Source organism: Ruegeria pomeroyi DSS-3 (genome assembly GCF_000011965.2).
Lineage (GTDB): Bacteria > Pseudomonadota > Alphaproteobacteria > Rhodobacterales > Rhodobacteraceae > Ruegeria_B > Ruegeria_B pomeroyi.
Map to the genome: position 1 here is coordinate 304,954 of NC_003911.12, position 26,362 is coordinate 331,315.

28 protein-coding genes are annotated in these 26,362 nt (G+C 65.5%); 19 read left to right on the forward strand and 9 right to left on the reverse strand.

Annotated features, from left to right (window positions below; all coding sequences use genetic code 11):
- Position 1 precedes the first annotated feature (1 nt).
- Complete coding sequence (locus SPO_RS01490; RefSeq protein WP_011046054.1) at positions 2-3,403, forward strand: efflux RND transporter permease subunit; 3,402 nt, start codon at positions 2-4, stop codon at positions 3,401-3,403.
- 7 nt (positions 3,404-3,410) lie between these two features.
- On the opposite strand, the gene SPO_RS01495 is transcribed toward SPO_RS01490, so the two are convergent.
- Positions 3,411-3,830, reverse strand: coding sequence for an NUDIX hydrolase (locus SPO_RS01495; RefSeq protein WP_011046055.1), 420 nt, complete (start codon positions 3,828-3,830; stop codon positions 3,411-3,413).
- 3 nt (positions 3,831-3,833) lie between these two features.
- Positions 3,834-4,646 (reverse strand): protein-disulfide reductase DsbD domain-containing protein, encoded by an 813-nt coding sequence (locus SPO_RS01500; protein ID WP_044027798.1) that lies wholly within the window; start codon positions 4,644-4,646, stop codon positions 3,834-3,836.
- Positions 4,647-4,786: 140 nt separating this feature from the next.
- Between SPO_RS01500 and SPO_RS01505 the strand changes: the two genes are divergently transcribed.
- Positions 4,787-5,341, forward strand: a complete 555-nt coding sequence (locus SPO_RS01505) for a YqgE/AlgH family protein (protein WP_044028928.1) — start codon at positions 4,787-4,789, stop codon at positions 5,339-5,341.
- A 151-nt stretch (positions 5,342-5,492) separates the two neighbouring features.
- Here SPO_RS01505 and SPO_RS01510 read toward each other — a convergent pair whose 3' ends face one another.
- Complete coding sequence (locus tag SPO_RS01510) at positions 5,493-6,443, reverse strand: L-threonylcarbamoyladenylate synthase (RefSeq protein ID WP_011046058.1); 951 nt, start codon at positions 6,441-6,443, stop codon at positions 5,493-5,495.
- 128 nt (positions 6,444-6,571) lie between these two features.
- Between SPO_RS01510 and SPO_RS01515 the strand changes: the two genes are divergently transcribed.
- The 7 genes from SPO_RS01515 (at position 6,572) to SPO_RS01545 (ending at position 13,076) form a co-directional block, all read left to right on the forward strand.
- Positions 6,572-8,275 carry an acyl-CoA dehydrogenase gene (locus SPO_RS01515; RefSeq protein WP_011046059.1) on the forward strand — a complete coding sequence of 568 codons (1,704 nt, stop codon included), beginning with the start codon at positions 6,572-6,574 and terminating at the stop codon, positions 8,273-8,275.
- Positions 8,275-9,321, forward strand: coding sequence for an MBL fold metallo-hydrolase (locus SPO_RS01520; RefSeq protein WP_044027799.1), 1,047 nt, complete (start codon positions 8,275-8,277; stop codon positions 9,319-9,321). Before SPO_RS01515 ends, SPO_RS01520 begins: the two co-directional genes overlap by 1 nt.
- Before the next feature lie 3 nt (positions 9,322-9,324).
- Positions 9,325-9,780 (forward strand): DUF6173 family protein, encoded by a 456-nt coding sequence (locus tag SPO_RS01525; RefSeq protein WP_011046061.1) that lies wholly within the window; start codon positions 9,325-9,327, stop codon positions 9,778-9,780.
- A gap of 70 nt (positions 9,781-9,850) precedes the next feature.
- Complete coding sequence (locus SPO_RS01530; protein WP_011046062.1) at positions 9,851-11,695, forward strand: glycerophosphodiester phosphodiesterase; 1,845 nt, start codon at positions 9,851-9,853, stop codon at positions 11,693-11,695.
- Positions 11,682-12,242: a hypothetical protein gene (locus SPO_RS01535; protein ID WP_044027800.1), complete on the forward strand. Its 561-nt coding sequence runs from the start codon at positions 11,682-11,684 to the stop codon at positions 12,240-12,242. Before SPO_RS01530 ends, SPO_RS01535 begins: the two co-directional genes overlap by 14 nt.
- A gap of 62 nt (positions 12,243-12,304) precedes the next feature.
- On the forward strand, positions 12,305-12,439 hold the full coding sequence (locus tag SPO_RS01540; RefSeq protein ID WP_011046064.1) for an aa3-type cytochrome c oxidase subunit IV: 135 nt from the start codon (positions 12,305-12,307) through the stop codon (positions 12,437-12,439).
- 19 nt (positions 12,440-12,458) lie between these two features.
- Complete coding sequence (locus tag SPO_RS01545) at positions 12,459-13,076, forward strand: hypothetical protein (protein ID WP_011046065.1); 618 nt, start codon at positions 12,459-12,461, stop codon at positions 13,074-13,076.
- Positions 13,077-13,085: 9 nt separating this feature from the next.
- On the opposite strand, the gene SPO_RS01550 is transcribed toward SPO_RS01545, so the two are convergent.
- On the reverse strand, positions 13,086-13,418 hold the full coding sequence (locus SPO_RS01550; protein WP_044027801.1) for an AzlD domain-containing protein: 333 nt from the start codon (positions 13,416-13,418) through the stop codon (positions 13,086-13,088).
- Positions 13,415-14,131 carry an AzlC family ABC transporter permease gene (locus SPO_RS01555; RefSeq protein ID WP_011046066.1) on the reverse strand — a complete coding sequence of 239 codons (717 nt, stop codon included), beginning with the start codon at positions 14,129-14,131 and terminating at the stop codon, positions 13,415-13,417. Before SPO_RS01555 ends, SPO_RS01550 begins: the two co-directional genes overlap by 4 nt.
- Positions 14,132-14,180: 49 nt before the next feature.
- Between SPO_RS01555 and fdhD the strand changes: the two genes are divergently transcribed.
- From fdhD to glp, 6 genes are all read left to right on the forward strand, one after another.
- Positions 14,181-15,068, forward strand: a complete 888-nt coding sequence (gene fdhD, locus SPO_RS01560) for a formate dehydrogenase accessory sulfurtransferase FdhD (protein ID WP_044027802.1) — start codon at positions 14,181-14,183, stop codon at positions 15,066-15,068.
- A 139-nt stretch (positions 15,069-15,207) separates the two neighbouring features.
- Positions 15,208-15,669, forward strand: a complete 462-nt coding sequence (locus tag SPO_RS01565) for a hypothetical protein (RefSeq protein ID WP_044027803.1) — start codon at positions 15,208-15,210, stop codon at positions 15,667-15,669.
- Positions 15,666-16,301, forward strand: a complete 636-nt coding sequence (gene mobA, locus SPO_RS01570; RefSeq protein WP_011046068.1) for a molybdenum cofactor guanylyltransferase MobA — start codon at positions 15,666-15,668, stop codon at positions 16,299-16,301. The genes SPO_RS01565 and mobA overlap by 4 nt, the downstream gene beginning before the upstream one ends.
- On the forward strand, positions 16,298-16,789 hold the full coding sequence (gene mobB, locus SPO_RS01575) for a molybdopterin-guanine dinucleotide biosynthesis protein B (protein WP_011046069.1): 492 nt from the start codon (positions 16,298-16,300) through the stop codon (positions 16,787-16,789). The genes mobA and mobB overlap by 4 nt, the downstream gene beginning before the upstream one ends.
- Positions 16,786-17,586, forward strand: a complete 801-nt coding sequence (locus tag SPO_RS01580; protein ID WP_011046070.1) for a hypothetical protein — start codon at positions 16,786-16,788, stop codon at positions 17,584-17,586. Before mobB ends, SPO_RS01580 begins: the two co-directional genes overlap by 4 nt.
- On the forward strand, positions 17,583-18,842 hold the full coding sequence (gene glp / locus SPO_RS01585; RefSeq protein ID WP_011046071.1) for a molybdopterin-binding protein: 1,260 nt from the start codon (positions 17,583-17,585) through the stop codon (positions 18,840-18,842). Before SPO_RS01580 ends, glp begins: the two co-directional genes overlap by 4 nt.
- A gap of 23 nt (positions 18,843-18,865) precedes the next feature.
- Here glp and SPO_RS01590 read toward each other — a convergent pair whose 3' ends face one another.
- The 3 genes from SPO_RS01590 to SPO_RS01600 form a co-directional block, all read right to left on the reverse strand.
- Positions 18,866-19,873 carry a hypothetical protein gene (locus tag SPO_RS01590; RefSeq protein WP_011046072.1) on the reverse strand — a complete coding sequence of 336 codons (1,008 nt, stop codon included), beginning with the start codon at positions 19,871-19,873 and terminating at the stop codon, positions 18,866-18,868.
- Between the two features lie 13 nt (positions 19,874-19,886).
- Positions 19,887-20,357, reverse strand: a complete 471-nt coding sequence (gene greA, locus SPO_RS01595) for a transcription elongation factor GreA (RefSeq protein ID WP_011046073.1) — start codon at positions 20,355-20,357, stop codon at positions 19,887-19,889.
- Positions 20,358-20,492: 135 nt separating this feature from the next.
- Positions 20,493-20,873 (reverse strand): VOC family protein, encoded by a 381-nt coding sequence (locus tag SPO_RS01600; protein WP_011046074.1) that lies wholly within the window; start codon positions 20,871-20,873, stop codon positions 20,493-20,495.
- Between the two features lie 84 nt (positions 20,874-20,957).
- On the opposite strand from SPO_RS01600, the gene soxR reads away from it, so the two are divergent.
- Positions 20,958-21,413: a redox-sensitive transcriptional activator SoxR gene (gene soxR / locus SPO_RS01605; RefSeq protein WP_011046075.1), complete on the forward strand. Its 456-nt coding sequence runs from the start codon at positions 20,958-20,960 to the stop codon at positions 21,411-21,413.
- Between the two features lie 7 nt (positions 21,414-21,420).
- On the opposite strand, the gene SPO_RS01610 is transcribed toward soxR, so the two are convergent.
- Positions 21,421-21,729 (reverse strand): EthD family reductase, encoded by a 309-nt coding sequence (locus SPO_RS01610; protein ID WP_011046076.1) that lies wholly within the window; start codon positions 21,727-21,729, stop codon positions 21,421-21,423.
- Positions 21,730-21,960: 231 nt separating this feature from the next.
- Here SPO_RS01610 and SPO_RS01615 point away from each other — a divergent pair, with 231 nt between their 5' ends.
- From SPO_RS01615 to SPO_RS01625, 3 genes are all read left to right on the forward strand, one after another.
- The gene (locus SPO_RS01615) at positions 21,961-23,607 is read left to right on the forward strand and encodes an electron transfer flavoprotein-ubiquinone oxidoreductase (RefSeq protein ID WP_011046077.1); all 1,647 of its coding nucleotides are present in this window, start codon (positions 21,961-21,963) and stop codon (positions 23,605-23,607) included.
- A gap of 168 nt (positions 23,608-23,775) precedes the next feature.
- Complete coding sequence (locus SPO_RS01620) at positions 23,776-25,488, forward strand: tetratricopeptide repeat protein (RefSeq protein WP_051420299.1); 1,713 nt, start codon at positions 23,776-23,778, stop codon at positions 25,486-25,488.
- A complete protein-coding gene (locus SPO_RS01625; RefSeq protein ID WP_011046079.1) occupies positions 25,478-26,317 on the forward strand; it encodes a 4-(cytidine 5'-diphospho)-2-C-methyl-D-erythritol kinase in 840 nt (279 codons plus the stop codon). The genes SPO_RS01620 and SPO_RS01625 overlap by 11 nt, the downstream gene beginning before the upstream one ends.
- Positions 26,318-26,362: the final 45 nt, after the last annotated feature.

Genomic DNA, 26,362 nt, shown 5'->3' on the forward strand with positions numbered 1-26,362 from the left:
GATGGTGCGCGGCATCCCCAGCGCGGCGGGCGGCTTGCTCAGCTATTTCACCCGGCACCGGACGGTGGCGAACCTGCTCTTGATGGTGCTGCTGGTGCTGGGTGCGGCGGCGATCCCCAACATGCGGGCGCAGTTCTTTCCCGATGTGATCGTGCAAAGCGTTTCGGTCAATGTCGAATGGGAGGGCGCGGGCCCAGAGGATGTGGACAGTGCCATCGTGCAGGTGCTGGAACCAGCGCTTCTGGCGGTCGACGGGGTGGAAAGCACCACCGCCAGTTCCCGCGAAGGGCGCGCCGATATCGAACTGGAATTCGAGCCCGGCTGGGACATGTCCCAGGCCGCCGACGATGTGCAGGCCGCGGTCGACGCGGTCACCACCCTGCCCGAGGATGCCGAGGACCCCTCGGTCCGCCGGGGCGCCTGGCGTGACCGGGTCACAGATGTGGTGATCACCGGGCCGGTCGGCCCGCAACAGCTGGCGCTTTTTACCGACGAACTGGTCGTGCGCCTGTTCGAGATCGGCGTTACCCGCACCACCATTCGTGGCATCGCTGCGCCGCGCACGGTGGTCGAAGTATCCTCGGCCAAGCTGATTGCCAATGATATCTCGATGAACGAGATCGCCACGGCCATTGCGGCCGAGGTCACCGGTGATCCGGCGGGCGATGTCTCGGGTGCCAATGCGCGCATCCGGACGGGGGTGGAAAAGCGCAGCCCCGAGGATATCGCCGGCATTGTCCTGCGCTCGAACCCGGACGGGTCCAAGCTGCGGATCGCGGATGTGGCCCAGATCCGGGTTGAAGGCGTCACCCGTGATCGCGCCTATTGGGTCGGGGATCAGCCGGCCATGTCGATCCGGGTCGACCGTTCGGACCGGGGCGACGCGATCCGGGTGCAGCACCAGGTTGCCGAGGTGGTCGAGCGGATGCAGGCCAGCCTGCCCCAGGGCGTCACCGTGCAGTTGATCCGCACTCGGGCCGAGGCGATCAGCGACCGTCTCAACATCCTGGTCGACAACGGGCTGATGGGGCTGGCGCTGGTGGTGATGCTGCTGTTCCTGTTCCTGAACGCGCGCACCGCCTTCTGGGTGGCGGCAGGGATCCCGGCCTCGATGTTTGCGGCCATCGCGCTCATGTATGTGGGCGGGCTGACCATCAACATGGTGTCCCTCTTTGGCCTGATCATCACGCTGGGCATCGTGGTGGACGATGCCATTGTCGTCGGCGAGCACGCCGATTTTCGCGCCCGGCGCCTGGGCGAACACCCTGTGGTCGCCGCCGAGACCGCCGCGCGCCGCATGGCGATGCCGGTCTTTGCCGCGACGCTGACCACAATCATCGCCTTTTTCGGCCTGACCGCCATCGGTGGCCGGTTCGGAGAGCTGATCCGCGACATCCCCTTTACGGTGATCGCGGTACTCGCTGCCTCGCTGGTCGAATGTTTCCTGATCCTGCCCAACCACATGTCCCATGCCATCGCCCATTCGGCCAAGGAGCATTGGTATGACTGGCCAAACCGGGTGGTGAACCGCGGCTTTCGCTGGCTGCGCGATCACCTGTTCCGGCCCTTTGTCGGCTGGGTGGTTCATGCCCGCTATGTGGTGCTGGCGGCGACCGTCGCGGTGCTGGCCAGTCAGGCGGCGCTGTTCATCACCGGCGATGTGCAATGGCGCTTCTTCAACGCGCCCGAGCGCGGCTCGGTCACCGGCAATTTCATCATGGCCGAAGGCGCCACGCGGGCCGACACGCTGGAGATGATGCGCGAATTGCAGCGCGCCACCGAGGAGCTGGGCCGCATCTACGAAGAGCGTCACGGTCGCAACCCGATCGACTATGTCCTGGCCGAGATCGGCGGCAATGCCGGGCGCGGTCTGGCGGGGGCCGAGACCAAGGATGCCGATCTGTTGGGCGGTATCTCGATCGAGTTGATCGACGCCGATCTGCGCCCGTATTCCAGCTTTGCCTTTGTCGGCGAGTTGCAGGATTTCGTCACCCGTCACCCCAAGGTCGAAACGCTCAGCTTCCGCGGTTGGCGCTCGGGGCCGGGCGGCGATGCGCTGGATGTGCAATTCTATGGCGCCTCGGCACAGGTGCTCAAGGCGGCGTCGAACGATCTTCAGGCGGCGCTGCTGCGCTACCCCGAGGTCTCGGCGGTCGAGGACGATCTGGCCTATGACAAGGAGGAGGTGGTGCTGGACCTGACTGCGCAGGGTCAGGCGCTGGGCTTTACTGTCGATGCGCTGGGCCGGGCGCTCAGGGCGCGGCTCAACGGGATCGAGGCGGCCACCTATCCAGACGGCCCCCGCAGCGCCGAGATCCGGGTGGAACTGCCCGAGGGAGAGCTGACCGCCGATTTCCTGGAACGCACGCTGATGCGGGCACCCGCAGGGATCTATGTGCCGCTGGCCGATATCGTCTCGGTCAGCCAGCGCACCGGCTTTTCTACCGTCCGGCGCGAAAACGGCATTCGCCGCATCTCGGTCACCGGCGACATATCCGAGGATGAGCCGGCCCGGGCCACCGAAATCTCGGCCGCGCTGGAAACGCAGATCCTGCCGCGTATCGCCAGCGAACGGCAGGTCGAATGGCGCATGGCCGGGCTGAGCGAGCAGGAGGATACCTTCCTGTCCGAGGCGGCAACCGGTCTGACCCTGTGCCTGACCGGTATCTACCTTGTGCTGGCCTGGGTTTTTGCCAGCTGGACCCGGCCATTGGTGGTGATGGCGATCATTCCTTTCGGTTTGGTCGGCACCATCTGGGGCCATTACATCTGGGAGGTGCCGCTGAGCATGTTCACGGTGGTGGGTCTGCTGGGCATGACCGGCATCATCATCAACGACTCCATCGTGCTGGTGACCACCATCGACGAATATGCCGAGAGTCGGGGGCTGCTGCCCTCGATCATCGAGGGCACCGCCGACCGGTTGCGACCGGTGCTGCTGACCTCGCTGACCACGGTGCTGGGTCTGGCGCCGCTGCTCTATGAAAGCTCGCAACAGGCGCAGTTCCTGAAACCCACGGTGATCACGCTGGTCTATGGGCTGGGCTTCGGCGTGCTTCTGGTGCTGCTGGTGGTTCCGGCGCTGCTGGCGGTGCAGAACGATGTGGCGCGCCCGATGTCGGCGCTGCGCCGGGCGCTGCGCGGCGGGGCGCCGCTGGCGCGCGCGGCCGTGACGGCAAGTGCGGTACTGACCCTGGCCTGGCTGGGTGTCACGGTGGCCTGGGTGGCGGCGACCGGGGCGCTGCCTGCACGGCTTCTAGGGCTGTTGCCCCCGCTAGAGGGGCTGTCTCCGATGCCCGCCGCGCTGGCGCTGTTCATCCTGGGCGCGCTGCTGGTCTGTCTGCTGGCGATGGCGGTCTCGGCCATGATCATGATGCGGGCCGGCGGGCGCAACGCGGCCTGAACGGGCCTTAACTCGCGCTCAGGGCGATCTCCATCAGCTCGCTGACCCGGTCGATCAGCGGCACGGTGCCTTCGCGCACATGGTCGATGGGAAACCAGCGCGCGTCCATGGCATCGTCGCCGGCCTGCGGGGCGCCCGCCTGATAGCGGCAGAGCACGCCGACCAGCAGGTAATGCACCACCGCCTGTCCGGCGTCATCGCGGTGGATCAGGTCGAAATGGGTCAGATAACGTTGCGCGCGGGCCTCGATCGCGGTTTCCTCGTGCAGTTCCCGCAGGGCGGCGTCACGCACCGTCTCGCCCCATTCCACATGGCCGCCGGGAAAGCCCCAAAGCCCGCGCCCGGGATCCTTGCCGCGCTGTGCCAGCAAGACTTGGCCTTCGTGGATCACCACGGCCAATGCTCCGATCCTGGGCTGCGCCGTCACCGTTCAGCCTGGCAGACAGCCACGGATATCCACTGCCCGCTTGGCGCCCAGCACGGTGATGCGGATGCGCGAGCGGTCGAGCGCAAAGGCGGTGCCGCCATCGTTGAGGATTTCCGAGCTGGCGATCAGGGTATTGCCCTGACGCCGGGTCTGCGCCTCGCCGGCCCAGAGCGCCGGATCACCCGGTTCGAACACGGCAAGTTCCGATCCACCGGCTGAGGGCATCGCGATCCGCGCCTCGATCCGCATGCCGCCCTGACTGGGGCTGATCCGGCAGGTGGCCGAGGTCACGCCGGCCTCGGCTGCCGAATAGGGCCGCCGGGCCAGGGCCGCGACGATGGCCGGGTTGCGCGGCGCGCTGGCGTCCAGCGTGTGATCGAAGTCCAGATTGCCGGGCACGCAGATATCCTTGCAGACGCCGAATTCCATCTCTCCACGCAGCCGAACCGGGCGGTTGGCATCCTTGGGGGTGATTTCGATCGGCAACACCATCTGATCGGTATAGCCGATCGAGCGCAGGCCGCTCTGCTCGAACACTTCGGGTGCGGGCCAGGTGATGCTCAGCTCGCCCAGGTTGCGCGAGCCACGCCAGTCGAAACTGGGCGGAATGCCTGCCTCGCCCGGCGCGCGCCAATAGGTCTTCCACCCCTCGGACAGGGTCATGCGGATGGCGCCCAGATAGGTGCCGCTGGGGGTCAGACCGCCATCGAGGATTTCAATCTGCACCAGATCGTCCAGCCCCGCGGCGGGGGCCGGGGCGGCAAGCGGTAGGCTCAGCAAGGCGGCAAGCGCCAGCATGGGAAAGCGGGTCGACATGCCCAATACATGCGCTTTCAGCGGCGGTTTGCCAAGTCACGATCCGGTCAGGCGCGGGATTTCCGCGCGCCCCGGCGGCTGTCCCTTGCGCCTGCGCGCGCGGATGCCCATTGTGGGGCAAAGGAGAGCCTTTGCCGATGATGGATCTGACCGGAAAACTGCTGATCGCGATGCCGGGCATGGGCGATCCGCGCTTCGAGCGCTCGGTGATCTTTCTGTGCAGCCATGGCGAGGATGGTGCCATGGGGCTGATCGTGAACAAGCCCGCCGATCTGAATGTGTCCACCCTGCTTGAGCAGTTGGAGATTCCCTCGAGCTCGGCGGCGGCTGCCCGGGCACCGGTGCGGCTGGGCGGGCCGGTCGAGATGGCGCGCGGCTTTGTGCTGCATTCGCCCGATTACGCGGGCAAGCTGCAATCGCTCAAGGTGTCGGATGGCTTTGTCATGACGGCGACGCTGGATATCCTTGAGGATATTGCCCGTGACAATGGTCCGGCACGCGCGGCGCTTATGCTGGGCTATTCCGGCTGGGGACCGGGGCAGCTGGAGGCGGAGATCGGCGATAATGGCTGGCTGACCGCCGATGCCGATCCCGATATCGTGTTTGGCAGCCGCGATGACGGAAAATGGGAAGCGGCGCTGAAACTGCTGGGTATCGACGCTCTGCTGCTGTCGGCCAGCGCCGGCCACGCCTGACCCAATTGAGCGCCTGCGGCGCGCTCGATGTCTCGTCGTCGTTCCTCCTCCTCGGCGCCTGTGGCAGCGTGATATGCCGTCTTGGGGTTCGGATTGTGAGGGGGCGGTGATGCCTCCGGCGGGCGTATTTGGGGCGAAATGACGGGGCCGCTCAGGGATCGCGCGGCGCGGCAGCGCGGCGCAGGCGATCGTTGATGGCTAGGCCAAGCCCGCGCTCTGGGATCGGGGCGATCGCGATGGGTTTGCCAGTCGTGTCGAGTCGGTGCAGCGCGGCAAAGAGATTGGCCGCCGCCTCGGTCAGGTTGCCCGAAGGGGAGAGGTTTTCGTCGCAATCCATCGGGCCGAAGCCGAGGAAGACTTCGCCATCCGACGGGGCGCGGGCGTTGAGGCGGACTGTGCTCTGGGGCGCGTAATGCGATAGGAGCTGACCCGGCGCGCTGATGTTGTCGCCCTGTTGGTGCCGCGCCAGAGGCTGGCCCAGCAACGCCTCGATCTCTTCGGTGGGCAGGCCGCCGGGGCGCAGCAGGATGGGTGTGCCGGACAGGCCGACGATGGTCGATTCCACGCCCACGCCGCAGGGGCCTGCGTCGAGCACCGCCGCGATCCGGCCATCGAGGCCTGCCAGCACATGATCCGCCGTGGTCGGGCTGATCCGGCCCGAGGGGTTGGCCGAAGGGGCGGCGACCGGCCGGTCGAGCGTGGCAAGCAGCGTGCGCGCGGTGGGGTGGGCCGGCACCCGCACCGCCAGCGTGTCGAGCCCGGCGGTGACCAGTTCCGATATCCCATGGTTGGCGCGCAACGGCAGAACCAGCGTCAGTGGGCCGGGCCAGAAGGCGGTTGCGAGCCGCTCGGCGGTTTCGGACCAGTGTACATGGCGCCGGGCCGCCTCGGCGCTGGCGACATGGGCAATCAGCGGGTTGAAGCTGGGGCGTCCCTTGGCGGCATAGATGCCGGCCACCGCCTGCCCGTTGGTGGCATCGCCACCCAGCCCATAGACCGTCTCGGTCGGGAAGGCTACAAGCCGGCCGTCCCGCAGCAGCTCTGCCGCGCGGGCGATGCCGTCGGGATCGGCGGCAAGGCGAAGGGTGGGTTGGACTGGCATGGCGGGCTGGTGACGCGGCGTTTTGGTTGCTTGCCGGATGGCTCTGGATAGGTAATCGAACAAGCCTTGATACATACCGCCGCGCCGGCGGCTTGCCAAGCCGCCAAGACCACCACCGAGGGGACCCTATGCCATACCGTTCGCCCGTGACCGATTATACGTTCCTGCTGAGCCATGTGGTGGGATATGACCGGGTGTCCGGGACCGAGAAATATGCCGAGGCGGGCGCCGATATGGTGAGTGCCATCCTGACCGAGGCCGGGCGCATGTGCGACGAGGTGATGGCGCCCTTGCAACGCGGCGGCGATCTGAACCCTGCGCGGCTGGAAAACGGGGCGCTGCGCAGTTCGCCCGGCTTTGCCGAGGGGTGGAAGGCGATTGCCGAGGGCGGCTGGATCGGCATGAGCGGGTCGCCGGAGCATGGCGGCATGGGGCTGCCGATGGCGGTGACCACGGCAGTGAACGACATGATGAGCGGTGCCTGCCTGTCGCTGCAGTTGGCGCCGCTGATGAGCCAGGGCCAGATCGAGGCGCTGGAGCATCATGCCAGCGACGCGATCAAGGCGCTGTACCTGCCCAAGCTGATCTCGGGCGAGTGGTCGGGCACCATGAACCTGACCGAACCGCAGGCCGGGTCGGATGTGGGCGCGCTGAGCTCCAAGGCCGAGCCCAATGGCGACGGCACCTATGCGGTGACCGGGCAGAAGATCTTCATCAGCTGGGGCGACAACGATTTCTGCGACAATGTCTGCCACCTGGTGCTGGCGCGGCTGCCCGATGGGGTGCCGGGGACCAAGGGCATCTCGCTGTTCCTGGTGCCGCGAAACCTGCCGGATGAGAATGGCAATGCGGGCGTGGCCAACAGCCTCAAGGTGGTGTCGCTGGAGCACAAGATGGGCCTGCACGGCTCTCCCACCTGCGTGATGCAGTATGACGGCGCCACCGGCTGGCTGGTGGGCGAGGAACATGGCGGCATGGCGGCCATGTTCACCATGATGAACAACGCCCGCCTTGGCGTGGGCGGGCAGGGTGTCGGCGTGGCCGAGGCGGCCTGGCAGCACGCGATGGCCTATGCGATGGAGCGCAAGCAGGGCAAATCCGCCTCAGGCACCATTGCCGACCATGCGGATGTGCGCCGGATGCTGACCAGCATGAAGGCCGATGTATTCGCCGCCCGTGCGATCCTGGCGGCCTGTGCCGTGGCGATCGACATGGGTAATGCGACCGGATCGGCCGAGTGGAAGGCGCGGGCGGCTTTCCTGACCCCGATTGCCAAGGCGTTCGGCACCGATACCGGTATCGCGGTCTCGGAAACCGGGGTGCAGGTGCATGGCGGCATGGGCTTTATCGAGGAAACCGGCGCAGCGCAGTTCTATCGCGATGTGCGGGTGACCGCGATCTACGAGGGCACCAACGGCATTCAGGCGATGGATCTGGTTGCCCGCAAGATGATGGATGGCGGCGAGGCTGCGGCCAAGCTGCTGGACGAGATCGAGGATCATGCCGAGCGCGCCCGTGGTCGCCTGCCGGAACTGGCCGGACCCGTCTGGGAGGCCACCGAGACCCTGCGCGAGGCCACCGAATGGATGGTGGCACAAGGAGAGCTGAACGACCGCTTTGCCGGGGCGGTGCCATTCCTGCGCGCCTTTGCCCGGGTGCTGGGTGGCCATTTCCACCTGATCGCGGCCCTGGCCGATCCCGGTGGTCCGCGCGAGAAACTGGCGCGGTATTACATCAACGCGCTGTTGCCCGAACATGCCGGCCTGCTGGAACAGGCGCAGGGCGGTTGTGCCGACCTTTATGCCATCAGCCTTGAAGAGTTGTCGGCGTGATGGATCGGACACCGGGCCTGGCCATGCGCTACCCCTGGGACGAGCCGCCCGCCCATGGTTCTGCGATCGAAGTGGCCGAGGGCGTGTTGTGGATGCGCCTGCCGCTGCCGATGAAGCTGGATCATGTCAATGTCTATGCTTTGGACGATGGCGATGGCTGGACGGTGATCGACACCGGGTTTTCGTCGAAAAAGACGCGGGCGATCTGGCAGGCGCTGATCGACGGGCCGCTGGCGGGCAAGCCTGTGCGCCGGGTGGTCGTGACCCATCACCACCCCGACCATATGGGCAATGCCGGCTGGTTCCAGTCTGAACTGGGTGCCGAGCTGGTCACCACACGCACCGCATGGCTGTTCTCGCGCATGCTGACACTGGACGTGCAGGAAAGCTGGCCCGAGGAAACGCTCGACTATTACCGCAGCGCGGGCATGGCGCCCGAGGTGCTGGCAAAGCGGATGGCCGAGCGGCCGTTCAACTTTGCCGATATGGTCTATCCGATGCCATTGGGCTTTGCCCGGATCAAGCAGGGCGACGTGTTCCGCATGGGCGGGCGCGACTGGGACGTGCATATGGGCAACGGCCACGCGCCCGAACACGCGACCTTCTGGAGCCGCGATGACAATCTGGTGATCACCGGCGATCAGATCCTCAGCTCGATCAGCCCCAATATCGGAGTCTATGCGACCGAGCCGATGGCCGACCCGCTGGCCGACTGGCTGGAAACCTGCGAACGGCTGGCGCCGCTGGCCCGGCCCGAGCATCTGGCACTGGGCGGGCACAAGCTGCCCTTTACCGGCCTGCCGATCCGGATGCGGCAGCTGATCGACAACCACCATGGCGCGCTGAAGCGTCTGCGCGACCACCTCGATACGCCGAAAGCGGCCTCGGACTGTTTTGCGCCGCTGTTCAAGCGCACCATCGGCGAGGGCGAATACGGGCTGGCGCTGGTTGAAGCGGTTGCCCATGTCAACCATCTCTATCATACCGGAGAGGTGACACGGACCCGGCGCGCGGATGGCGCCTGGCTCTATCAGCGGAAAGGATGAGCCATGCAGAACAAGATCGAGACCTCGGCCGAATATGCCGAGGCGGCAGCGTTGCCGCCCCGTTGCCACGAGGTACATGCCGATCCCGACAGCCCCGCCCGCATGACCGATGTGCCCGTGCCGATGCAGCAGCCGGTCCAGAACAAAAGCCCGGCGCAATGGGCCTATGAACGTCTGATCCTCTACATCCGCAACTTCGAAGAACAGCTCGACGCCAGCCAGGAGGTGGCGATGGGCTTTGTCGGCGGCGATGCCGGGGTGTTGCGGATCGAGGGGATCGGGTTTTTCGATCCCGATATCGTCACGTTTTACGGGGCCGATGGCACCGGGGCGCGGACCCAGCTGGTTCAGCATGTGAGCCAGCTGAACGTCATGTTGCGCGCCATGCCGGTTGCAACCGAGGACCGGCCGGCCCAGCGCATCGGCTTTCGTCTGGCGGCGGATCTCGAGGCGGACTAGACGCTTTCGGCTTGCCTTGGTGACAGCGGGGCCGTTCAATACCTGCATTGTCCGCAGGAGATAGCCGCCCGTGTCGCATTTTACCCATGTCCGCAACGCCTGGTCCGGCTCCTGGTCCCGGCGGCGAGTCTTTGTCCCGCTCTATGCCGCGCTGCGCCTGCTGGTTCTGGCGCTGATCGCCCCGGCGCTGGCCGGGCTGATCAATCTCGCCGTCAGCCTGTCGGACCAATCGGCGCTTACCGATCAGGATATCGCGCGTTTTGTCCTGTCTCCGCTGGGGTTTGCCGCAACGCTGGCGGTACTGAGCGTCCTTCTGGTGGCCGAGGTTCTGAGCTTTGCGGTGATGGCCGCGACCCTGCGCAGCGGCGCCAGCAATGTCTGGCACGCAGGCAGCGCGGGGTTGGCGCTGGTGCTGCGGCGTCTGCGGCCGCTTCTGATCTTTGCCGCGCTTTTTGTCTTGCGGGTTCTGGCGCTGGCGGCGCCCTTTGTCGCCCTTGCCGGGCTGATTGCCTGGTGGGTGCTGGTGGATTACGACATCAACTATTACCTGACCTTCCGGCCGCCCTCGTTCCGGCTGGCCATGGCGGGTATCGCCGTCCTGGTTCTGGTTCTGGCCTGGCTCTTGATGCTGCGACTGTCGGGTTGGGCGCTGTCGCTGCATCTGGTCATATTCGAAGGGACCCGGCCTGCCCAGGCCTTTGCCGAAAGTACCCGCCGCATGGGGACGCGGCGCGGTGCGCTCAAGATCGAGCTGGTGCTCTGGCTGCTGACACGGCTGGCGCTGGCCGCTGCCCTGGGCGCGCTGGCAAGCGCGGCGCTGGCACTGGTGCCGATCCCTCAGGAGGGCGCGCTGCGCCGGGCGCTGGTGCTTGTGGTGCTGGTGATGGGGCTCTGGTCGCTGGCCGGGCTGGCGCTGGCGGCGACGGCGCTGGGGGCTCTGACCAAGCTGCTGGACCGGTTCTATGACGGCGCGGCTGCTGCGGCACCGCTGTCACCTTCGCGTCCGCAGGGTCTGCGCGGGCGGCTGATCGGCGCGGCGCTACTGGCCGCGCTGGCGCTGGGCGCGGGGATGTGGGTCAGCGACGGGCTGCTGACACAGCTGACCGCCAAGGATGAGGTGAGCGTGATCGGCCATCGCGGCGCCGCCGGGGCGCGGCCCGAGAACACCATGGCGGCGATCGTCAAGGCGATCGAGGATGGCGCCGACTGGGTCGAGATCGACGTGCAGGAGACCGCCGATGGCGAGGTCGTCGTCATGCATGACAGCGATTTCATGAAACTCGCCGGGGTGCCGACCAAGATCTGGGATGCCACAATGCAGGATCTGGCGGAAATCGACATCGGCAGTTGGTTCTCGCCCGATTACGCGGCCGAGCGCGCGCCGACCCTGCGCGCGGTGCTTGAGGCCGCTAGGGGCAAATCCAACGTCCTGATCGAACTGAAATACTACGGGCATGACGTGGATCTGGAAAATCGTGTGATCGCCCTGGTCGAGGAATTCGGCATGCAGGACCAGATCGCCACCATGTCGCTGAAATATCCGGCGGTGCAGAAGATGCGGGCGCTGCGCCCCGACTGGCGCACCGGTGTGCTGGCGGCGACGGCAGTGGGCGATTTGGCCGGGCTCGAAGGCGACTTTGTCGCGGTCAGCAGTGCCAGCCTGCGCCCCTCGCTTTTGCGTGCCGCCCATGCGGCGGGCAAGGATGTCTATGTCTGGACGGTGAACGAACCGCTCTTGATGTCCAAGATGATCTCGATGGGGGTCGACGGGCTGATCACCGACGAACCCGCCATGGCGCGCGAGGTTCTGGCGGTGCGCGCGACGCTGAACCCCGCCGAACGGCTGCTGTTGTGGCTGACCCAGGAACTGGGGTGGGAGCTGAATGCAAAGGCCTATCGCGATGACAGCCCGTAACCTGCTGATCCTGTGCCTTTGCGCCGGAAGTCCGGCGATGGCGCAGGATCTGACTCAGATGCTCGAAATGCCGGCGCACCGCGCGCTGATGGCGGCGCAACAGGCGGCACCGCTGACCCCCTTTACCACCGATGGCTGTTCGGGCGGGCTCAGCGCCGGTTGGACCATGGTTGGCGACACCTTTCCCGATTTCGCCGCCGCGCAAGGCAACCTGCCACCATGGGAGGCCTGCTGCGTCATCCATGACCGCGCCTATCACGATGCGGGCGGAGCGCTGACCCCCGAGGACAGCTATGCCGCGCGCCAGCAGGCGGATCGCGCCTTGCAAAGCTGTGTGCGCGACACCGGAGAAAGCCATCTGGCGGATCTGGCGGTGCGTTATGACACCACGCCCGAAAAAGTGCGCTCTGCCTATGGCACCATCGCCGATGCGATGTATCTGGCGGTGCGCTTTGGCGGCGGTCCCTGCTCTGGTCTGCCGTGGCGATGGGGCTATGGATATGCCCACTGCACCCCTTTCGACTCTACCGCGCCTGCGCGCGATTGACGTCGTGACAGAGCGGCGAGAATCCGCTATCCAACCGAAAACACGCGAATAGGATGACTGCAATGGCTGACTTTAAACCCGGTTCGATGGACATCACCACTCAGACCAATACCTTTGACGGGTTCATCAAGGCGATGATCCGGGTCTGTGTCGTGATCTTCTTCGTCCTGCTGTTCATGGCCGTGTTCACCGCCTGATCCCGAAGGGGGCTTTCCCGTGAAGCTGATTTTTCTTGCCGGCGCGCTGGCGCTGAGCCTGATGGCTTGCACCCGCCAGAGCGCGCCGCCTGCGGATGACGCAACTGTGGCCGCCGTGCGTTATCGCGATCCGGGGCCGGCGAAGCTGACGCTTTACACGATGGTGAACAACCGTTCGGGCGCGGGGGCGCATACCTCGCTGATGATCAATGCCAGCGAACGGGTGATCTTTGACCCGGCGGGATCGTTCTGGGCGGATATCGTGCCGGAACAGAATGACGTGCTTTATGGCATCACCCCGGCGGTCGAGACCGCTTATCGCGGGTCACATGCGCGCGAAACCCATCACGTTGTGGTGCAGGAACTGGAAGTGACCCCCGAACAGGCCGAGGCGGCCTATCGTCTGGCCCGCAGCATGGGGCCGGTGCCGGGGGCCTATTGTGCCAATTATACCGCCCGCCTGCTGCAGCAGGTGCCGGGCTTTGGCGACATCAAGGTGACGTTCCAGCCAACCAAGCTGGCCGATCAGTTCGGGTCGCGCCCCGGTGCAGTGACGAACAGGTATTACGAGCAGGACGATGCCGACCTGCAAAAGGGTCTGGCCGCCAACAACGCCAAGCTGAACCAGCCGGGCTGAGCCTCGATCTCAGCCCAGCAGGTAGAGCAGGCCGTAAAGCGTGCCTGCCCCTGAAAATATCGCGACCAGGACGTTTTTCGACCAGTATCCGGCGGCAAGCGCCACTGCCGCCGCGCTCATCCGGGGCACATCGGGCTGGCCGCCGGTGGCCTGCGGCCAGATCACCAGCGGTGCGATCAGCGCGGGCAGGATGGCCACGGCGGTATAGCGCAGGTGCCGCAGCAGCCAGCCGGGCAGCGGACGGTCGCCCACCAGCCCGATAAAGACAAAGCGCAGGCCAAAGCTGCCAAAGGCGAGCCCGGCGATGACGATCCACATGGTTGATGGGTCGATCCCGTTCATGTCCGTTTGCTCCTGCGCTCCAGTATTACCTCGGCCCGCGCACCGGCCATCATCCCGGCGGTGCCCGCAATCAGCAGGCCCAGGTTGAACGGCACAGCTGCCGTCAGCAGCGCGGTCACGATCGCAACCAGTGCCGCAATCACATGCGGCAGGGTGCGCAGCATCGGCCCGATCATCGCCAGAAAGGTGATCGGCAGGGCGAAATCCAGCGCCCAGCTGTCGGGGATGCGGGTGCCCAGTACCGCACCCAGATAGGTCGCCAGATACCAGGCGGGCGCCAGCGGCGTCACGGTGCCAAAGAAGTAAGCCATCCGCTGCGGCACGGTCAGGTCCGGCTCGGTCTCGAACCGCACCACCGACAGGGCATAGGACTGATCCACCGTGAAATAGGCGGCAACCGCGCGCTGCCACAGCGGCGCCGCGCCCAGATAGGGCGTCAGCGCGGCGGAATACATCGCCACCCGCAGATTGACCGCCAGCGCCGACAACAGCACGATCAGTGTCGGCGTGTCATCGAGCAAGAGTTGCAGCGCTGTGAACTGCGCCGCGCCGGCAAAGACGGTGGCGGTAAAGGTCATCACCTGTACCAGGTTCAGCCCTGCCTCGGTCGCAAAGACGCCAAACAGGGTGCCAAAGGGGGCCGCCACCATGATGAAGGGCGCGCCGTCGCGAAAACCCTTCCAGTAGACGGATTTGGATGTGGTGAAGGACATGCCTAAATCCTAAGGTAAGCCCAACCGCTGTACCGGGCCATCGAAAGGGTTGCAATTGGCTATCTCGGACGACCTGTCGGATTACATCATCGCCCCCGACCCGGGCGCCGCCCGCCTGACCCGCGCGGTCGAGGGGCTGGACCAGACCGGCGCGCCCACGCGCCTCTCGGTGGTCGAGGAACGCCCGCTGACGATCTTCCTCAACAGTCAGGAGATCGTGACCGCCATGACCATCGGGGATTACCCCGAGTATCTGGCGCTGGGGTTCCTGCGCAATCAGGGCATGCTGAGGCCGGATGAAGAGATCACCGGCGTAGATTTCGACGAGGATCTGGAAACGGTCGTGGTGCGCACCGCGGTGGAAACCAGCCACGAGGAAAAGCTGAAGAAAAAGACCCGCACCAGCGGCTGCGCGGTGGGCACCGTATTCGGCGACATGATGGAGGGGCTGGAGGAGGTTCGCTTGCCTCAGGTGGAGGTACGCACATCCTGGCTCTACGATCTGGCGGCGCGGATCAACCGCACGCCCTCGCTGTATCTGGAGGCCGGGGCCATCCATGGCACGGTGCTGTGCCACCGGAACCGGCCGCTGGTCTATATGGAGGATGTGGGCCGCCACAACGCGGTGGACAAGATCGCGGGCTGGATGCTGTCCACGGGCGAGGGGGCGGACGACAAGATCCTTTACACCACCGGGCGGTTGACCTCCGAGATGGTGATCAAGACCGCGATGATGGGCATCCCGGTGCTGGCCTCGCGCTCGGGCTTTACCGCCTGGGGGGTCGAGATCGCGCGTCAGGTGGGGTTGACCCTGATCGGCAGGATGCGCGGCCAACGGTTTGTCTGCCTGTCGGGAGCCGAGCGGCTGGTCTGGGATGCCGACCCCGACAGCGTACCGGTCGAGGACAGGAAACACCGCCGGAAGAGTGCGCAATGAGTGTGATAGGGCAGGGGCCGTCAGCGGGCGGAGGCGAAGCGTCCCCCATTTTTTTGGCGACGCTCCGTCGGTTTGAGAAAGGTAGAAGGGCATCGCCCGGCCCTTCGCCAGCCTGTGATTTGGCGGGGCTGCCATTGCGATGAACGGCGATTTGGGAGTCTGGATCGTTTCTGGGTTTGCCCTTTGGATTGCAATTGGCTTTTCAGGGCTCTTTCTCATTTGGTGGGGATTGCACAATCTGGGTGTGTATTTCACGGAAATGGAGACGACGTCTTGGGAGCTGCGTGCCGCACTAGGCTGGAAGCTGGAAAACCCGGCAAGCCCGGTACTGAGTGTTGCAGGCGATTACTCCCATAGACGGCTCTATTGGAGGTTAGCCCTTTGGGGGCCTCCCCCTCAGCTTGAACACACAGCGCGTGCAATCGAGGCGCTTCGGAAGTATCGGCGAGTCGTTTTGATTTCTGTCGTACTTCAAGGACTTTTTGTGGCCGGATTGGGCGTCGTATTCAGCGCTGCTTTCTATTTGGTTTGTCTCGCGACTATTGCCTTCTCGCTTGTTGTGATGCGCCCGAAACGCTGGACGGAGGAGCCTCCAAAATGACCAAACCCCTCGGCGTAATCCTTGCTGGCGGTCTGGCCACCCGCATGGGCGGTGGTGACAAAGGACTGTTGCCGCTGGGCGGGCAACCTCTGTTGGGCCATGTCATCGACCGGCTGGCGCCGCAGGTTTCCGGGCTGGCGCTGAATGCCAATGGCGATCCGGCGCGGTTTAACGGGTTTGGCCTGCCGGTTCTGCCCGACACGGTCGAGGGGTTTGCCGGGCCGCTGGCGGGCGTGCTGGCCGGGCTTGACTGGGCCGCAGGGCAGAGGGCCGACAGCATCGTCACCGCCGCCGCTGACACGCCGTTTTTCCCGCGCGATCTGGTGGCGCGGCTGGTCGCTGCATCCGAGGGGCAGGCGCATCCGCTGGTGCTGGCCACCACCCCGCGCGATGGCGCGGTGCTGAAATCGGGGGGCAGGGTCAACCGGCACCCGACCTTCGGCCTCTGGCCCGTGGCCCTGCGTGACGATCTGCGCGCGGCTCTGAACGACGGCCTGCGCAAGGTGGTGCTGTGGACCGACCGGCATGGCGGGCGCGAGGCGCTGTTTCAGGCCGAGCCGTTCGATCCCTTCTTCAACGTCAACACGCCCGAGGATCTGGCCCGGGCCGAAACCCTGTTGGAGCGCGCATGAGGATCTATGGCGTCACCGGCTGGAAGAACGCAGGCAAGACCGGGCTGATGGAGCGTCTGGTGGCCGAGATCACCGGGCGGGGGCTGACGGTTTCGACGGTCAAGCATGCGCATCATTCGTTCGACGTCGACCATCCGGGCCGCGACAGCTGGCGGCACCGGCAGGCGGGGGCCTCCGAGGTGATCCTTGCCTCACGCTATCGCGTGGCGCAGATGACCGAATTGCGCGGCGCGGCGGAACCGCCGTTGAGCGAGCTGCTGGGGCGTCTGTCGCCTGTCGATCTGGTGCTGATCGAGGGTTACAAGCGTGAGGGCCATCCCAAGGTGGAGGCATTCCGCGCCGAAGCGGGGACCGCTTTGATCGCGCCGGGTGATCCGACCATACGGGCGGTGGCAAGTGATACGCCCCTGACGCTTGACCGGCCGGTGTTCGACCTGAACGACACAACCGCGATTGCCGATTTCATCCTCTCCGAGGTCGGGCTGTGAGGCCCTTTGACACCATTGCCATGGTCGATTGGTCGGGCGGCAACGATACCGGCCCGCGCCCGCGCAAGGATGCGATCTGGGCCTGTGTCGCGGGGGCGGAGCCGGTCTATCTCCGCAACCGGGGGCTGGCCGAGAACTGGCTGTGCGATCTGATCGAAACCGCTCTGGCCGCTGGCCGCCGCTTGATGCTGGGGTTTGACTTTCCCTTTGGCTATCCGACGGGATTTGCCCGGGCGGTGAGTGGATCGGATGACCCGCTGCACATTTGGGACTGGTTCGAGGCCCGGATCGAGGACACGCCGAAGGCCAATAACCGGTTCGATCTCGCGGGTGCGGTCAATCGCGGTTTGGGCGGCAAGGGGCCGTTCTGGGCCAACGGGCTGAAGCGCGACATTGGCGGGTTGCCCCGAACCAAGCGCGACTACCACAATCCGTTTGCTGACCGGCGCTTGGTCGAGCGTCGCGCGCCGGGCGCCTTTACCTGCTGGCAGATGGCTGGGGCCGGGGCGGTTGGCGGTCAGGTGATGATGGGGCTGCCGGTTCTGGCGCGGTTGCGCCGCCGTTTTGCCGGGCAAATAGGTGTCTGGCCCTTCGAGCGGTTGGACAAGCCGGTTGCATTGGTGGAAATCTGGCCCTCGCTGACCTTGGGCAAGGCGCCCGAGGGACGGATCAAGGATGCCTGGCAGGTCGAGCGGGTAGCAAGCGATCTGTCGGGCATGTCGCTGGCAAGGCTCGGGTCTCTGCTGAACGTGACGGCGCCCGAAGAGGGCTGGATTTTGGGAGTGGATCAAGGATGACCGGGATCGAGCCGCCGCCGCTGCGCAACGACTGTTTTGCCCTGCCCGCCGGGGTCGAGTGGACCCCTGTCGATACCGCGCTCGACATGCTGCGCGACAGGCTGGGGCCGGTCACCGGTGTCGAGATGCGCCTGCTGTCGCAGGCGCTGGGCGGGGTGCTGGCGGCGGATGCGGTGGCATTGCGGTCCAGCCCGCCGCAGGCCAACAGCGCGGTCGACGGCTATGGCTTTGCCGGGGCGGTACCCGAGGGCGCGCATGTGATGCCGCTGGAGGAGGGGCGCGCGGCTGCGGGCGTGCCCTTTGACGGGGTGCTACCTGCGGGCCGGGCCTTGCGGGTGCTGACCGGCGCGGCCCTGCCTGAGGGGGTCGAGACCGTGATCCTTGAAGAAGACGTGACTTTGGGCACCGGTGAAATCGCCTTTCGCGGGCCGCTCAAGCGTGGCGCCAATACCCGCAAGGCAGGCGAGGATGTGGCCGAGGGGGCGGTCGTGCTGCCCGCGGGGCGGCGGCTGACACCGGCCGATCTGGCTCTGCTTGCCTCGGTCGGGCTGGGCGTGGTGCCGCTGCGCCGGCAGTTGCGCGTCGCCGTGTTGTCGACGGGGGATGAGCTGGTCGAGCCGGGAGAGACCGCCGGGCCGGGACAGATATTTGACGCCAACCGCCCCATGCTGTTGTCGCTGATCCATCGGCTGGGTCATGCACCGGTCGATCTGGGGCGGGTGCCCGATGACCGCACCACCCTGCGCGCAACGTTTGACCGGGCGGCTGCCGAGGCGGATGTGATCCTGACCAGCGGCGGTGCCTCGGCGGGGGACGAGGACCATGTCTCGGCGTTGCTGCGCGCGGCGGGGGCGATGCAGCAATGGCGCATCGCGCTGAAACCGGGGCGGCCATTGGCGCTGGGTCTTTGGCAGGGCAAACCGGTCTTTGGCCTGCCGGGCAATCCGGTCGCCGCATTGGTATGCAGCCTGGTTTTTGCCCGTCCGGCGATGGCGGTTCTGGCGGGCGAAAGCTGGAGTGTGCCGCAAGGGTATGACCTGCCCGCCGGGTTCGAGAAACGCAAGAAACCCGGGCGGCGCGAATATCTGCGCGCCCGTGTCCGCGACGGCCGGGTCGAGGTCTTCGCCTCCGAAGGGTCGGGCCGGGTCAGCGGGCTCAGCTGGGCCGAGGGGCTGGTCGAAATCGGCGATGACGCCTGTCATATTCGCCCGGGCGATCCGGTGCGGTTCATTCCTTACGGCAGTTTCGGTCTCTGATCTTGAGGCGTTCGGGCGCGGGCTTAGTCGAAGGTGCCCGCCACCCGGCCCAGCAGCATGAAGGCGCGAGCGGTGCGCGTCTCGCCCAGGGCCGAGATCTCGGCATCGCTGGCCTGAGCCTCGAACGTGGTGAACATCCGGTCGAACAGGCGCAGGAAATGATGCGCCGCATCGCGAAAGATCGGGTCCTGCTTCATCCGGCCTGCGGTCAGCGCCAGTGACGAGCGGTCGCGCACGCCGCCCAATGACGCCACCGTTCGCCCACGCGCCCCATGGGCAAACTGCCGCCACACCTCGGGCCGGGCCATGTCTGGGCGCAGGTCGTCCATATAGATGCCTTCATGGCTGAGCAGGGTCAGCACATCCTGCGCGGCCTGGATCAGTTGCGCTGCCGAGCGGTCCTTGAGTGCGCGGCGCAGCGCGGCGAAGCCTTCGACATCCTCGGCGGTTTCCGGGAAATGCAGGGCGCGGATCAGGTCCTCGGTCGAGAGCGGCGGCGACAGCGCCTCGGCCGGGGTGCCAAGCGCCAACAGCCCCTGATCCTCGGCGCTTTCCGGTGCGGCAGCGGGCATGGGCAGGGCACGCGCCCGCCGCGAGGTCGAGAAGGTGGCCAGAGTGGTTTCGGTCTTCTTGGCGGCGGCGGCGATTTCGTCCAGCTTCTTGGCGACCGAGGGTTCGTGCCCTGCGGCCTGTTTCTGTTGCTGGCTGATATAGGCCTGGCGGATCGCGTCGATCGCCGCTTGCAGGCGCTGGCTTTCCTCGCGCATGACCCGGCTCGCCTTGGCAGCCGTGGCCGCCACCCAGATCATTGCCACCGGCATGAAGATCGCGAGCATGGTCACCAGAAATCCGATCCCCCCGCCAGCGCCGGCATCGGCAAAGGCGAACAGATAGACCGACACCGCCAGCCACAGCAGGGTCAGAGCGATGGCAATGATTTCGATCCCGGTCACCGAAGCGCGCCGGGGCCGGTCATAAAGCCCAAGCGGTGTGTTGCGGGCGGGGTCTGGGTCAGGCGACGGGCCGGACATGGGGGATGCTCCGTCAGGAGTACTCGATACTCAGGATTTCATAGGATTTCTGGCCGCCGGGGGTCTTCACCTCGACGCTGTCGCCTTCGTCCTTGCCGATCAGCGCGCGGGCAATCGGCGATTTGATGTTCAACAGGCCCTTTTCGATATTGGCCTCGTGTTCACCGACGATCTGCCAGGTCTTTTCCTCGTCGGTGTCCTCGTCCACCAGCGTCACCCGGGCCCCGAACTTGATCGCGCCGGACAGTTTTGTGGGGTCGATGACATCGGCCAGCGACAGCACGCCTTCCAGTTCCTTGATGCGGCCCTCGATAAAGGACTGCTTCTCGCGCGCCGAATGGTATTCGGCATTTTCCGAAAGGTCGCCATGTTCGCGCGCCTCGGCGATGGCCTTGATGATGGCTGGGCGCTCTACGCTCTTGAGCTGTTTCAGCTCGGCTTCGAGCGCGGCAAAGCCCGAAGGCGTCATGGGGATCTTTTCCATATCGTCTTGTCCACGCACAAATTGCGTCGCCCCGCCGCGCGATGCGTCGGGGCGACTGTTGGGTTGATGTTTACCTGACCCAAACCGCGCGTGGAATGCAAGAGGGGACAAGCCGCCGGTGCGCAGAACCCCGCCTTAGGGGTAGCTGACGACCTCGAATTCGATGCCGTTGTCATCGTCGAAATAGAACCGGCGCCCGGGTTCGTAATCGGCATGGTTATGCGGGGTAAAGCCGGCCGCGCGCACCCGTTCCTCGGTCGCGTCGATATCGTCGACCACGACGCCTACATGGTTCAGCCCGCCGATCACGTCATAGCTGGTCTCGGCCGAGGGGACCGGCTTGGGCGGGGCGTAAAGCGCCAGATAGGTGCCGGCATCACCCACGTGCACGGTATAGCCGCCCGCGATCGCGGCGCCCTCCCAGCGGGTTTCCCAGCCGAACACCGTGTTCAGCCATGCGGCGGTCGCCTTGGGATCGGCGACGGTAAGGTTTGCGTGTTCCAGGGTGGCTTTCATGAAAATCATCCTTTTGCTCTGTTGCCACGGGTGAAGATAATTTCTAAACCTAACTTTAGGTCAAGGTCTGTGCAGGAAAAAAATATGCCCGCTTCCGAAGGTCTCTCGATCGGCGCCCTGGCGCGGCGCACCGGGTTGGCGGTGTCGGCGATCCGCTATTACGAAACCCAAGGGTTGATCGCGCCCTGGCGCAACGCGGGGGGGCAGCGGCGCTATCAGCGCGCAGATCTGCGGCGGCTGAGCTTTGTCATGATCGCGCAACAGCTGGGGCTGACCCTGCCCGAAATCCGCGAGGTTCTCGCCGGGCTGCCGGGTAACCGCACCCCCACGCGCGGTGACTGGACCCGCATCAGCACTGCCCTGCGCGAACGGCTGAACCAGCGAATCGCAACGCTGGAGCGGCTGCGGGACAATCTGGACGGCTGTATCGGCTGCGGTTGTCTGAGCCTGCCCAATTGCGCGCTATACAATCCGGCCGATCGGGTTGGCAGCAAGGGGCCGGGCCCCCGGTTGGTGCTGGACGAAACCGGCGACCTGTGACGCCGGTTTAGCCGACCACTTCGCCAATCAGCATCTGGGGGGCGCTGTTGTAGAAATTGGGGATGTCGGAGACCACCGGTCCCGACGCCTTCATTGCCGCGTTCATCGCGTTCTGGTCGGCGAACACGATGGTGGCAATCGCGTGAAACGGCGGCGGTGTGTCGGGACCGCCTGCCAAGCCTTTGGTCACAACCGTGTTCTGGATGTGGGGGCCCATGTGCTCGGCGACCAGACCCATGTGGGTGGTGAGATAGTAGTCGTAATCGAAGGTGGTGTCGTCGCGGGTGGGATAGGCGACTTGCAGGGATACGGGCATTCAATCTCTCCAGATAACAGGATGAGGGCAGAGTAGGGCGATTCCAGGGGTTGCGGCAAATTATCCTGAAAGGCCCGCAAGAACCCTCATCGGGCCTGGGAATTGCTGCATGTGCGAATATAACCCCGCGTTTCAATTGACGCTTGACCTGCATAGCCTGTAATCAAACGCGAAACTTTATTGCGTCCGGCCCGCGACCGGAGAGCGAAACCAAAGCCAAGGAGCGTCACGATGGCCGAGATTGAACGCGAAGCGATGGAATATGACGTGGTGATCGTCGGGGCGGGTCCGGCGGGCCTGTCGGCGGCCATTCGTCTCAAGCAGCTCGATGCCGACCTGAATGTCGTCGTGCTGGAAAAGGGCTCGGAGGTGGGCGCGCATATCCTGTCGGGCGCGGTGCTGGATCCCTGTGGTCTGGATGCGCTGATCCCCGACTGGAAGGAGAAGGGCGCGCCGCTGAACGTGCCGGTCAAGGACGACAACTTCTATATGCTGGGCGAGGCCGGGCAGATCCGCATCCCCAACTTTCCGATGCCGCCGCTGATGAACAACCACGGCAACTACATCGTTTCGATGGCCAATGTCTGCCGCTGGATGGCCGAACAGGCCGAGGAACTGGGTGTCGAGATTTTCCCCGGCATGTCCTGCTCGGAACTGGTCTATGGCGACAATGGCGAGGTCAAGGGCGTGGTTGCCGGTGTCTTCGGCCTCGAGGCGGACGGGTCCTATGGCCCCAACACCGAACCGGGGATGGAGCTGCACGGCAAATATGTCTTCCTGTCCGAAGGCGTGCGCGGGTCGCTGGCCAAGGAAGTCATCGCCAAATACGACCTGCAAAAAGGCAAGGAGCCGCAGAAATTCGGCGTCGGCATGAAAGAGATCTGGGAGATCGACCCGGCCAAGCATCGCGAAGGCTCGGTCACCCACACGATGGGCTGGCCGCTGGGCGGCAATGCGGGCGGCGGGTCGTTCATCTACCACCTGGACAACAACCAGGTCTATGTCGGTTTCGTGGTGCACCTGAACTACAAGAACCCGCACCTGTTCCCCTATATGGAGTTCCAGCGGTTCAAGCATCACCCGATGGTGGCCGAACTGCTGAAAGGCGGCAAGCGCGTCGCCTATGGCGCCCGCGCCATCACCGAGGGCGGATACCAGTCGATGCCCAAGATGGTAGCGCCCGGCGTGGCGCTGCTGGGCTGTTCGGTCGGCATGGTCAACGTGCCGCGCATCAAGGGCAACCATAACGCGATGCTGTCGGGCAAGGCCGCGGCCGAGGCCGCCCATGCCGCCATCAAGGCGGGCCGCCAGTCGGACGAGCTGAGCGATTACGAGACCGAAGTGCGCAGCGGCCCGATCGGCAAGGACCTGAAAAAGGTCCGCAACGTCAAGCCGATGTGGTCGAAATGGGGCCTTGCCGCCAGCCTGGCGCTGGGCGGGCTGGACATGTGGACCAATACGCTGGGCTTTTCGCTGTTCGGCACCCTGGGCCATGGCAAGACCGACGCCGCCGCGACCGAGGATGCCAGCAAACACAAGCCCATCGACTATCCCAAGCCCGATGGCGTGCTATCCTTCGACCGGCTCACCAACGTGTCTTTTGCCGCCACCAACCACGAGGAAAGCCAGCCCTGCCACCTGCGGCTGACCGACCCCGACCTGCCGGTCAAGGTGAACCTGCCCAAATATGACGAGCCGGCACAGCGCTATTGCCCGGCTGGCGTCTACGAGGTGGTCGAGGATGAGGGCGGCCCGCGCTTTGTCGTCAACTTCCAGAACTGCGTGCACTGCAAGACCTGCGATATCAAGGATCCCAGCCAGAACATCACCTGGGTCACCCCGCAGGGTGGCGACGGTCCGAACTATCCCAACATGTGATCGCGCATTCACACCGAGACAGACACCGGGCGGACACACCGCCCGGTGTTTTCTTTTGTGCAGATGACCGGATGTTTATTGCCGCTTACCGCGCTTACGCCCTTGAGCCATTGCACCCGCCCCCGCAACGCCCTAGCTTTGCTTCAAAGCAGCTGGAAGGGCGGATCCTTGGCGATATCTCTGGTCAGAAATGCGGTGGCGGCAGTCCTGGCTGCGGCCTTGTCGGTGCCGGTCTCGGCGGATGTCGGGGCGGGCTCGTATCTGGCCGCGCGCCAGGCGGTCTTTGCCAACGACTTCTCGTCTGCCGCGGATTATTTCGCGCGCGCGCTGGCCATTGACCCACAGAACCCGGCCCTGATGGAGAACATGGTGCTGTCTCAGTTGGCGCTTGGGCGGCTTGAACAGGCCTATCCCGTCGCACAGCTGATGCAGGAGGCCGGGCTGCAAAGCCAGGTCGCCAATATCGCCATCGTCGTTCACCTGCTGAGCGAGGAACGCTATCAGGAGGTGCTGGACCGCGACCCCGAGATGCGGGGCGTAGGCAAGCTGGTCGATGGTTTGGTCGCTGGCTGGGCCGAGATGGGGTTGGGTTCGGTCGCCCGGGCGCTGGCCCAGTTCGACAAGGTGGCGGACGAGGCCGGGTTGCGTGGATTCGCCAATTATCACAAGGCGATGGCGCTGGCCTCGGTTGGTGATTTCGAGGGCGCCGAGGCGCTGTTTGCCGCCGATGACGGGGCATTGACCACCATCTCGCGCCGCGCGGCGCTGGCCCGGGCCGAGATCCTGTCGCAGCTCGACCGCAACGATCAGGCGCTCGAGATGCTGGCCGATGTGTTCAGCGGCGGTTTCGACCCGGCGCTAAGCGATATCGCCGATCGGCTGGTGGCTGGCGAAACGCTGCCCTTCTCTCTGGTGCGTTCGGTCCGCGACGGCCTGGCCGAGGTGTTCTTTACCATCGGCGCCGCGCTCAACGGCGAGGCGTCCGACGACTTCACGCTGGTCTATATCCGCTCGGCAGTGCATCTGCGCCCTGATCATATAGATGCGTTGCTGATGACGGCGGGATTGCTGGAATCGCTGGGGCAATACGATCTGGCGGTTGCCACCTACAAGCAGATCCCCAATGACAGCCCCGACTATCACGCGGCAGAGCTGGGCCGGGCCGAGGCGCTGCGCCGCTCGGCCAAGCCTGATGCCGCCATCGAGGTTCTGGAGAAGCTGGCCAAGGACTATCCCTCGCAGCCGCAGGCCTTTGTGGCGCTGGGCGATCTGCAACGCCAGCAAGAGGCCTATGACCGTGCCGCCACGGCCTATGACAAGGCGCTGCAGCTGACAGATCCCGGCGCGCCTAACATGTGGTTCCTGCACTATGCCCGAGGCATCTGTCACGAGCGGCTGGGCAACTGGCCGGGTGCCGAGGCCGATTTCCGCGCCGCGCTGGAATTGAATCCGGACCAGCCGCAGGTGCTGAATTACCTGGGCTATTCGCTGGTCGAAAAGCAGGAGAAGCTGGACGAGGCGCTCGATCTGATCGAACGCGCCGTCGCCGCGCGGCCCGACAGCGGCTATATCGTCGACAGCCTCGGCTGGGTGCTGTTCCGGCTTGGCCGCTATGACGAGGCGGTCGGCCATATGGAACGCGCGGTCGAGCTGATGCCGGTCGATCCGGTGGTCAACGACCACCTCGGCGACGTGCTCTGGGCTGTGGGGCGGGTGCGCGAGGCCGAATTCCAGTGGAGGCGAGCGCTTTCCTTCATCAAGGCCGATGACACTGATGGCGAGGCCGATCCCGAACGTATCCGCCGCAAGCTGGAAATCGGTCTCGACCGGGTCCTGGCCGAGGAAGGTGTGCCGCCGCTCAAGGTTGCCAATGGCGATTGAGGCCTTTGCGCCGGCCAAGATCAACCTGACCCTGCATGTGACCGGCCAGCGGGATGATGGCTATCACTTGCTCGATTCGCTGGTTGTCTTCGCGGATATCGGAGACACCATCCGAGTGTCTGCGTCAGACAGGGTGTCGTTGGATATCGACGGGCCAGAGGCGGGCGGACTTGCCGCCGAGCCGGACAATCTGGTGCTGCGCGCGGCCCGCCTTCTGGCGCCTGAACGCGGCGCTGCGATCTCGCTGACGAAACGGCTGCCCGTGGCCTCGGGTATCGGTGGGGGGTCGGCCGATGCCGCCGCCACCCTGCGCGCCCTGGCGCAGCTTTGGGGCCTCGCCGCGCCCAGTGCAGAACAGGCGCTGACACTTGGCGCTGATGTTCCTGTCTGTCTGTTCCCGGTGCCGGCCCGCATGCAAGGTATCGGTGACCGGCTGGGCCCGATACCGCCACTGCCCGCGATGGATATCGTTCTGGTCAATCCGCGCGTCGCGGTTTCGACGCCCGCCGTTTTCAAGTCGCTGATCGTGAAGGAAAACGCGCCCATGAACCCGGAACTGCCGCGCTGGCGCGACCTGCCCGAGTTCACCTGCTGGCTCGCCGATCAGCGCAACGACCTTGCCGAACCTGCCATCGCGCAGCAGCCGGTGATCGCCGATGTGCTGAATGCCCTGCGCGACGCAGGGGCGCTTTTCGCCGGTATGTCCGGCTCGGGGGCCACCTGTTTTGGTCTCTTCCCGTCCGATGGGCATTCCGCCAAGTCGGTTGCCAAGGCCGTGCTCCGCCTAGCGCATCCAGGGTGGTGGTGCGCCCACGGGCGTGTTCTCTAGAACCCCCGCCCCTTCATTTCGCCTGAAATACTTCGGGAGAGCGGC

Excerpts from the sequence above, each read along its gene's own strand:
- SPO_RS01490 (WP_011046054.1), top strand. The coding sequence starts at position 2 with ATGGTGCGCGGCATCCCCAGCGCGGCGGGCGGCTTGCTCAGCTATTTC.
- SPO_RS01500 (WP_044027798.1), bottom strand. The coding sequence starts at position 4,646 with ATGTCGACCCGCTTTCCCATGCTGGCGCTTGCCGCCTTGCTGAGCCTA.
- SPO_RS01505 (WP_044028928.1), top strand. The coding sequence starts at position 4,787 with ATGGATCTGACCGGAAAACTGCTGATCGCGATGCCGGGCATGGGCGAT.
- SPO_RS01510 (WP_011046058.1), bottom strand. The coding sequence starts at position 6,443 with ATGCCAGTCCAACCCACCCTTCGCCTTGCCGCCGATCCCGACGGCATC.
- SPO_RS01515 (WP_011046059.1), top strand. The coding sequence starts at position 6,572 with ATGCCATACCGTTCGCCCGTGACCGATTATACGTTCCTGCTGAGCCAT.
- SPO_RS01520 (WP_044027799.1), top strand. The coding sequence starts at position 8,275 with ATGGATCGGACACCGGGCCTGGCCATGCGCTACCCCTGGGACGAGCCG.
- SPO_RS01525 (WP_011046061.1), top strand. The coding sequence starts at position 9,325 with ATGCAGAACAAGATCGAGACCTCGGCCGAATATGCCGAGGCGGCAGCG.
- SPO_RS01535 (WP_044027800.1), top strand. The coding sequence starts at position 11,682 with ATGACAGCCCGTAACCTGCTGATCCTGTGCCTTTGCGCCGGAAGTCCG.
- SPO_RS01540 (WP_011046064.1), top strand. The coding sequence starts at position 12,305 with ATGGCTGACTTTAAACCCGGTTCGATGGACATCACCACTCAGACCAAT.
- SPO_RS01550 (WP_044027801.1), bottom strand. The coding sequence starts at position 13,418 with ATGAACGGGATCGACCCATCAACCATGTGGATCGTCATCGCCGGGCTC.
- SPO_RS01555 (WP_011046066.1), bottom strand. The coding sequence starts at position 14,131 with ATGTCCTTCACCACATCCAAATCCGTCTACTGGAAGGGTTTTCGCGAC.
- SPO_RS01565 (WP_044027803.1), top strand. The coding sequence starts at position 15,208 with ATGAACGGCGATTTGGGAGTCTGGATCGTTTCTGGGTTTGCCCTTTGG.
- mobA (WP_011046068.1), top strand. The coding sequence starts at position 15,666 with ATGACCAAACCCCTCGGCGTAATCCTTGCTGGCGGTCTGGCCACCCGC.
- mobB (WP_011046069.1), top strand. The coding sequence starts at position 16,298 with ATGAGGATCTATGGCGTCACCGGCTGGAAGAACGCAGGCAAGACCGGG.
- glp (WP_011046071.1), top strand. The coding sequence starts at position 17,583 with ATGACCGGGATCGAGCCGCCGCCGCTGCGCAACGACTGTTTTGCCCTG.
- SPO_RS01590 (WP_011046072.1), bottom strand. The coding sequence starts at position 19,873 with ATGTCCGGCCCGTCGCCTGACCCAGACCCCGCCCGCAACACACCGCTT.
- greA (WP_011046073.1), bottom strand. The coding sequence starts at position 20,357 with ATGGAAAAGATCCCCATGACGCCTTCGGGCTTTGCCGCGCTCGAAGCC.
- SPO_RS01600 (WP_011046074.1), bottom strand. The coding sequence starts at position 20,873 with ATGAAAGCCACCCTGGAACACGCAAACCTTACCGTCGCCGATCCCAAG.
- soxR (WP_011046075.1), top strand. The coding sequence starts at position 20,958 with ATGCCCGCTTCCGAAGGTCTCTCGATCGGCGCCCTGGCGCGGCGCACC.
- SPO_RS01610 (WP_011046076.1), bottom strand. The coding sequence starts at position 21,729 with ATGCCCGTATCCCTGCAAGTCGCCTATCCCACCCGCGACGACACCACC.
- SPO_RS01615 (WP_011046077.1), top strand. The coding sequence starts at position 21,961 with ATGGCCGAGATTGAACGCGAAGCGATGGAATATGACGTGGTGATCGTC.
- SPO_RS01625 (WP_011046079.1), top strand. The coding sequence starts at position 25,478 with ATGGCGATTGAGGCCTTTGCGCCGGCCAAGATCAACCTGACCCTGCAT.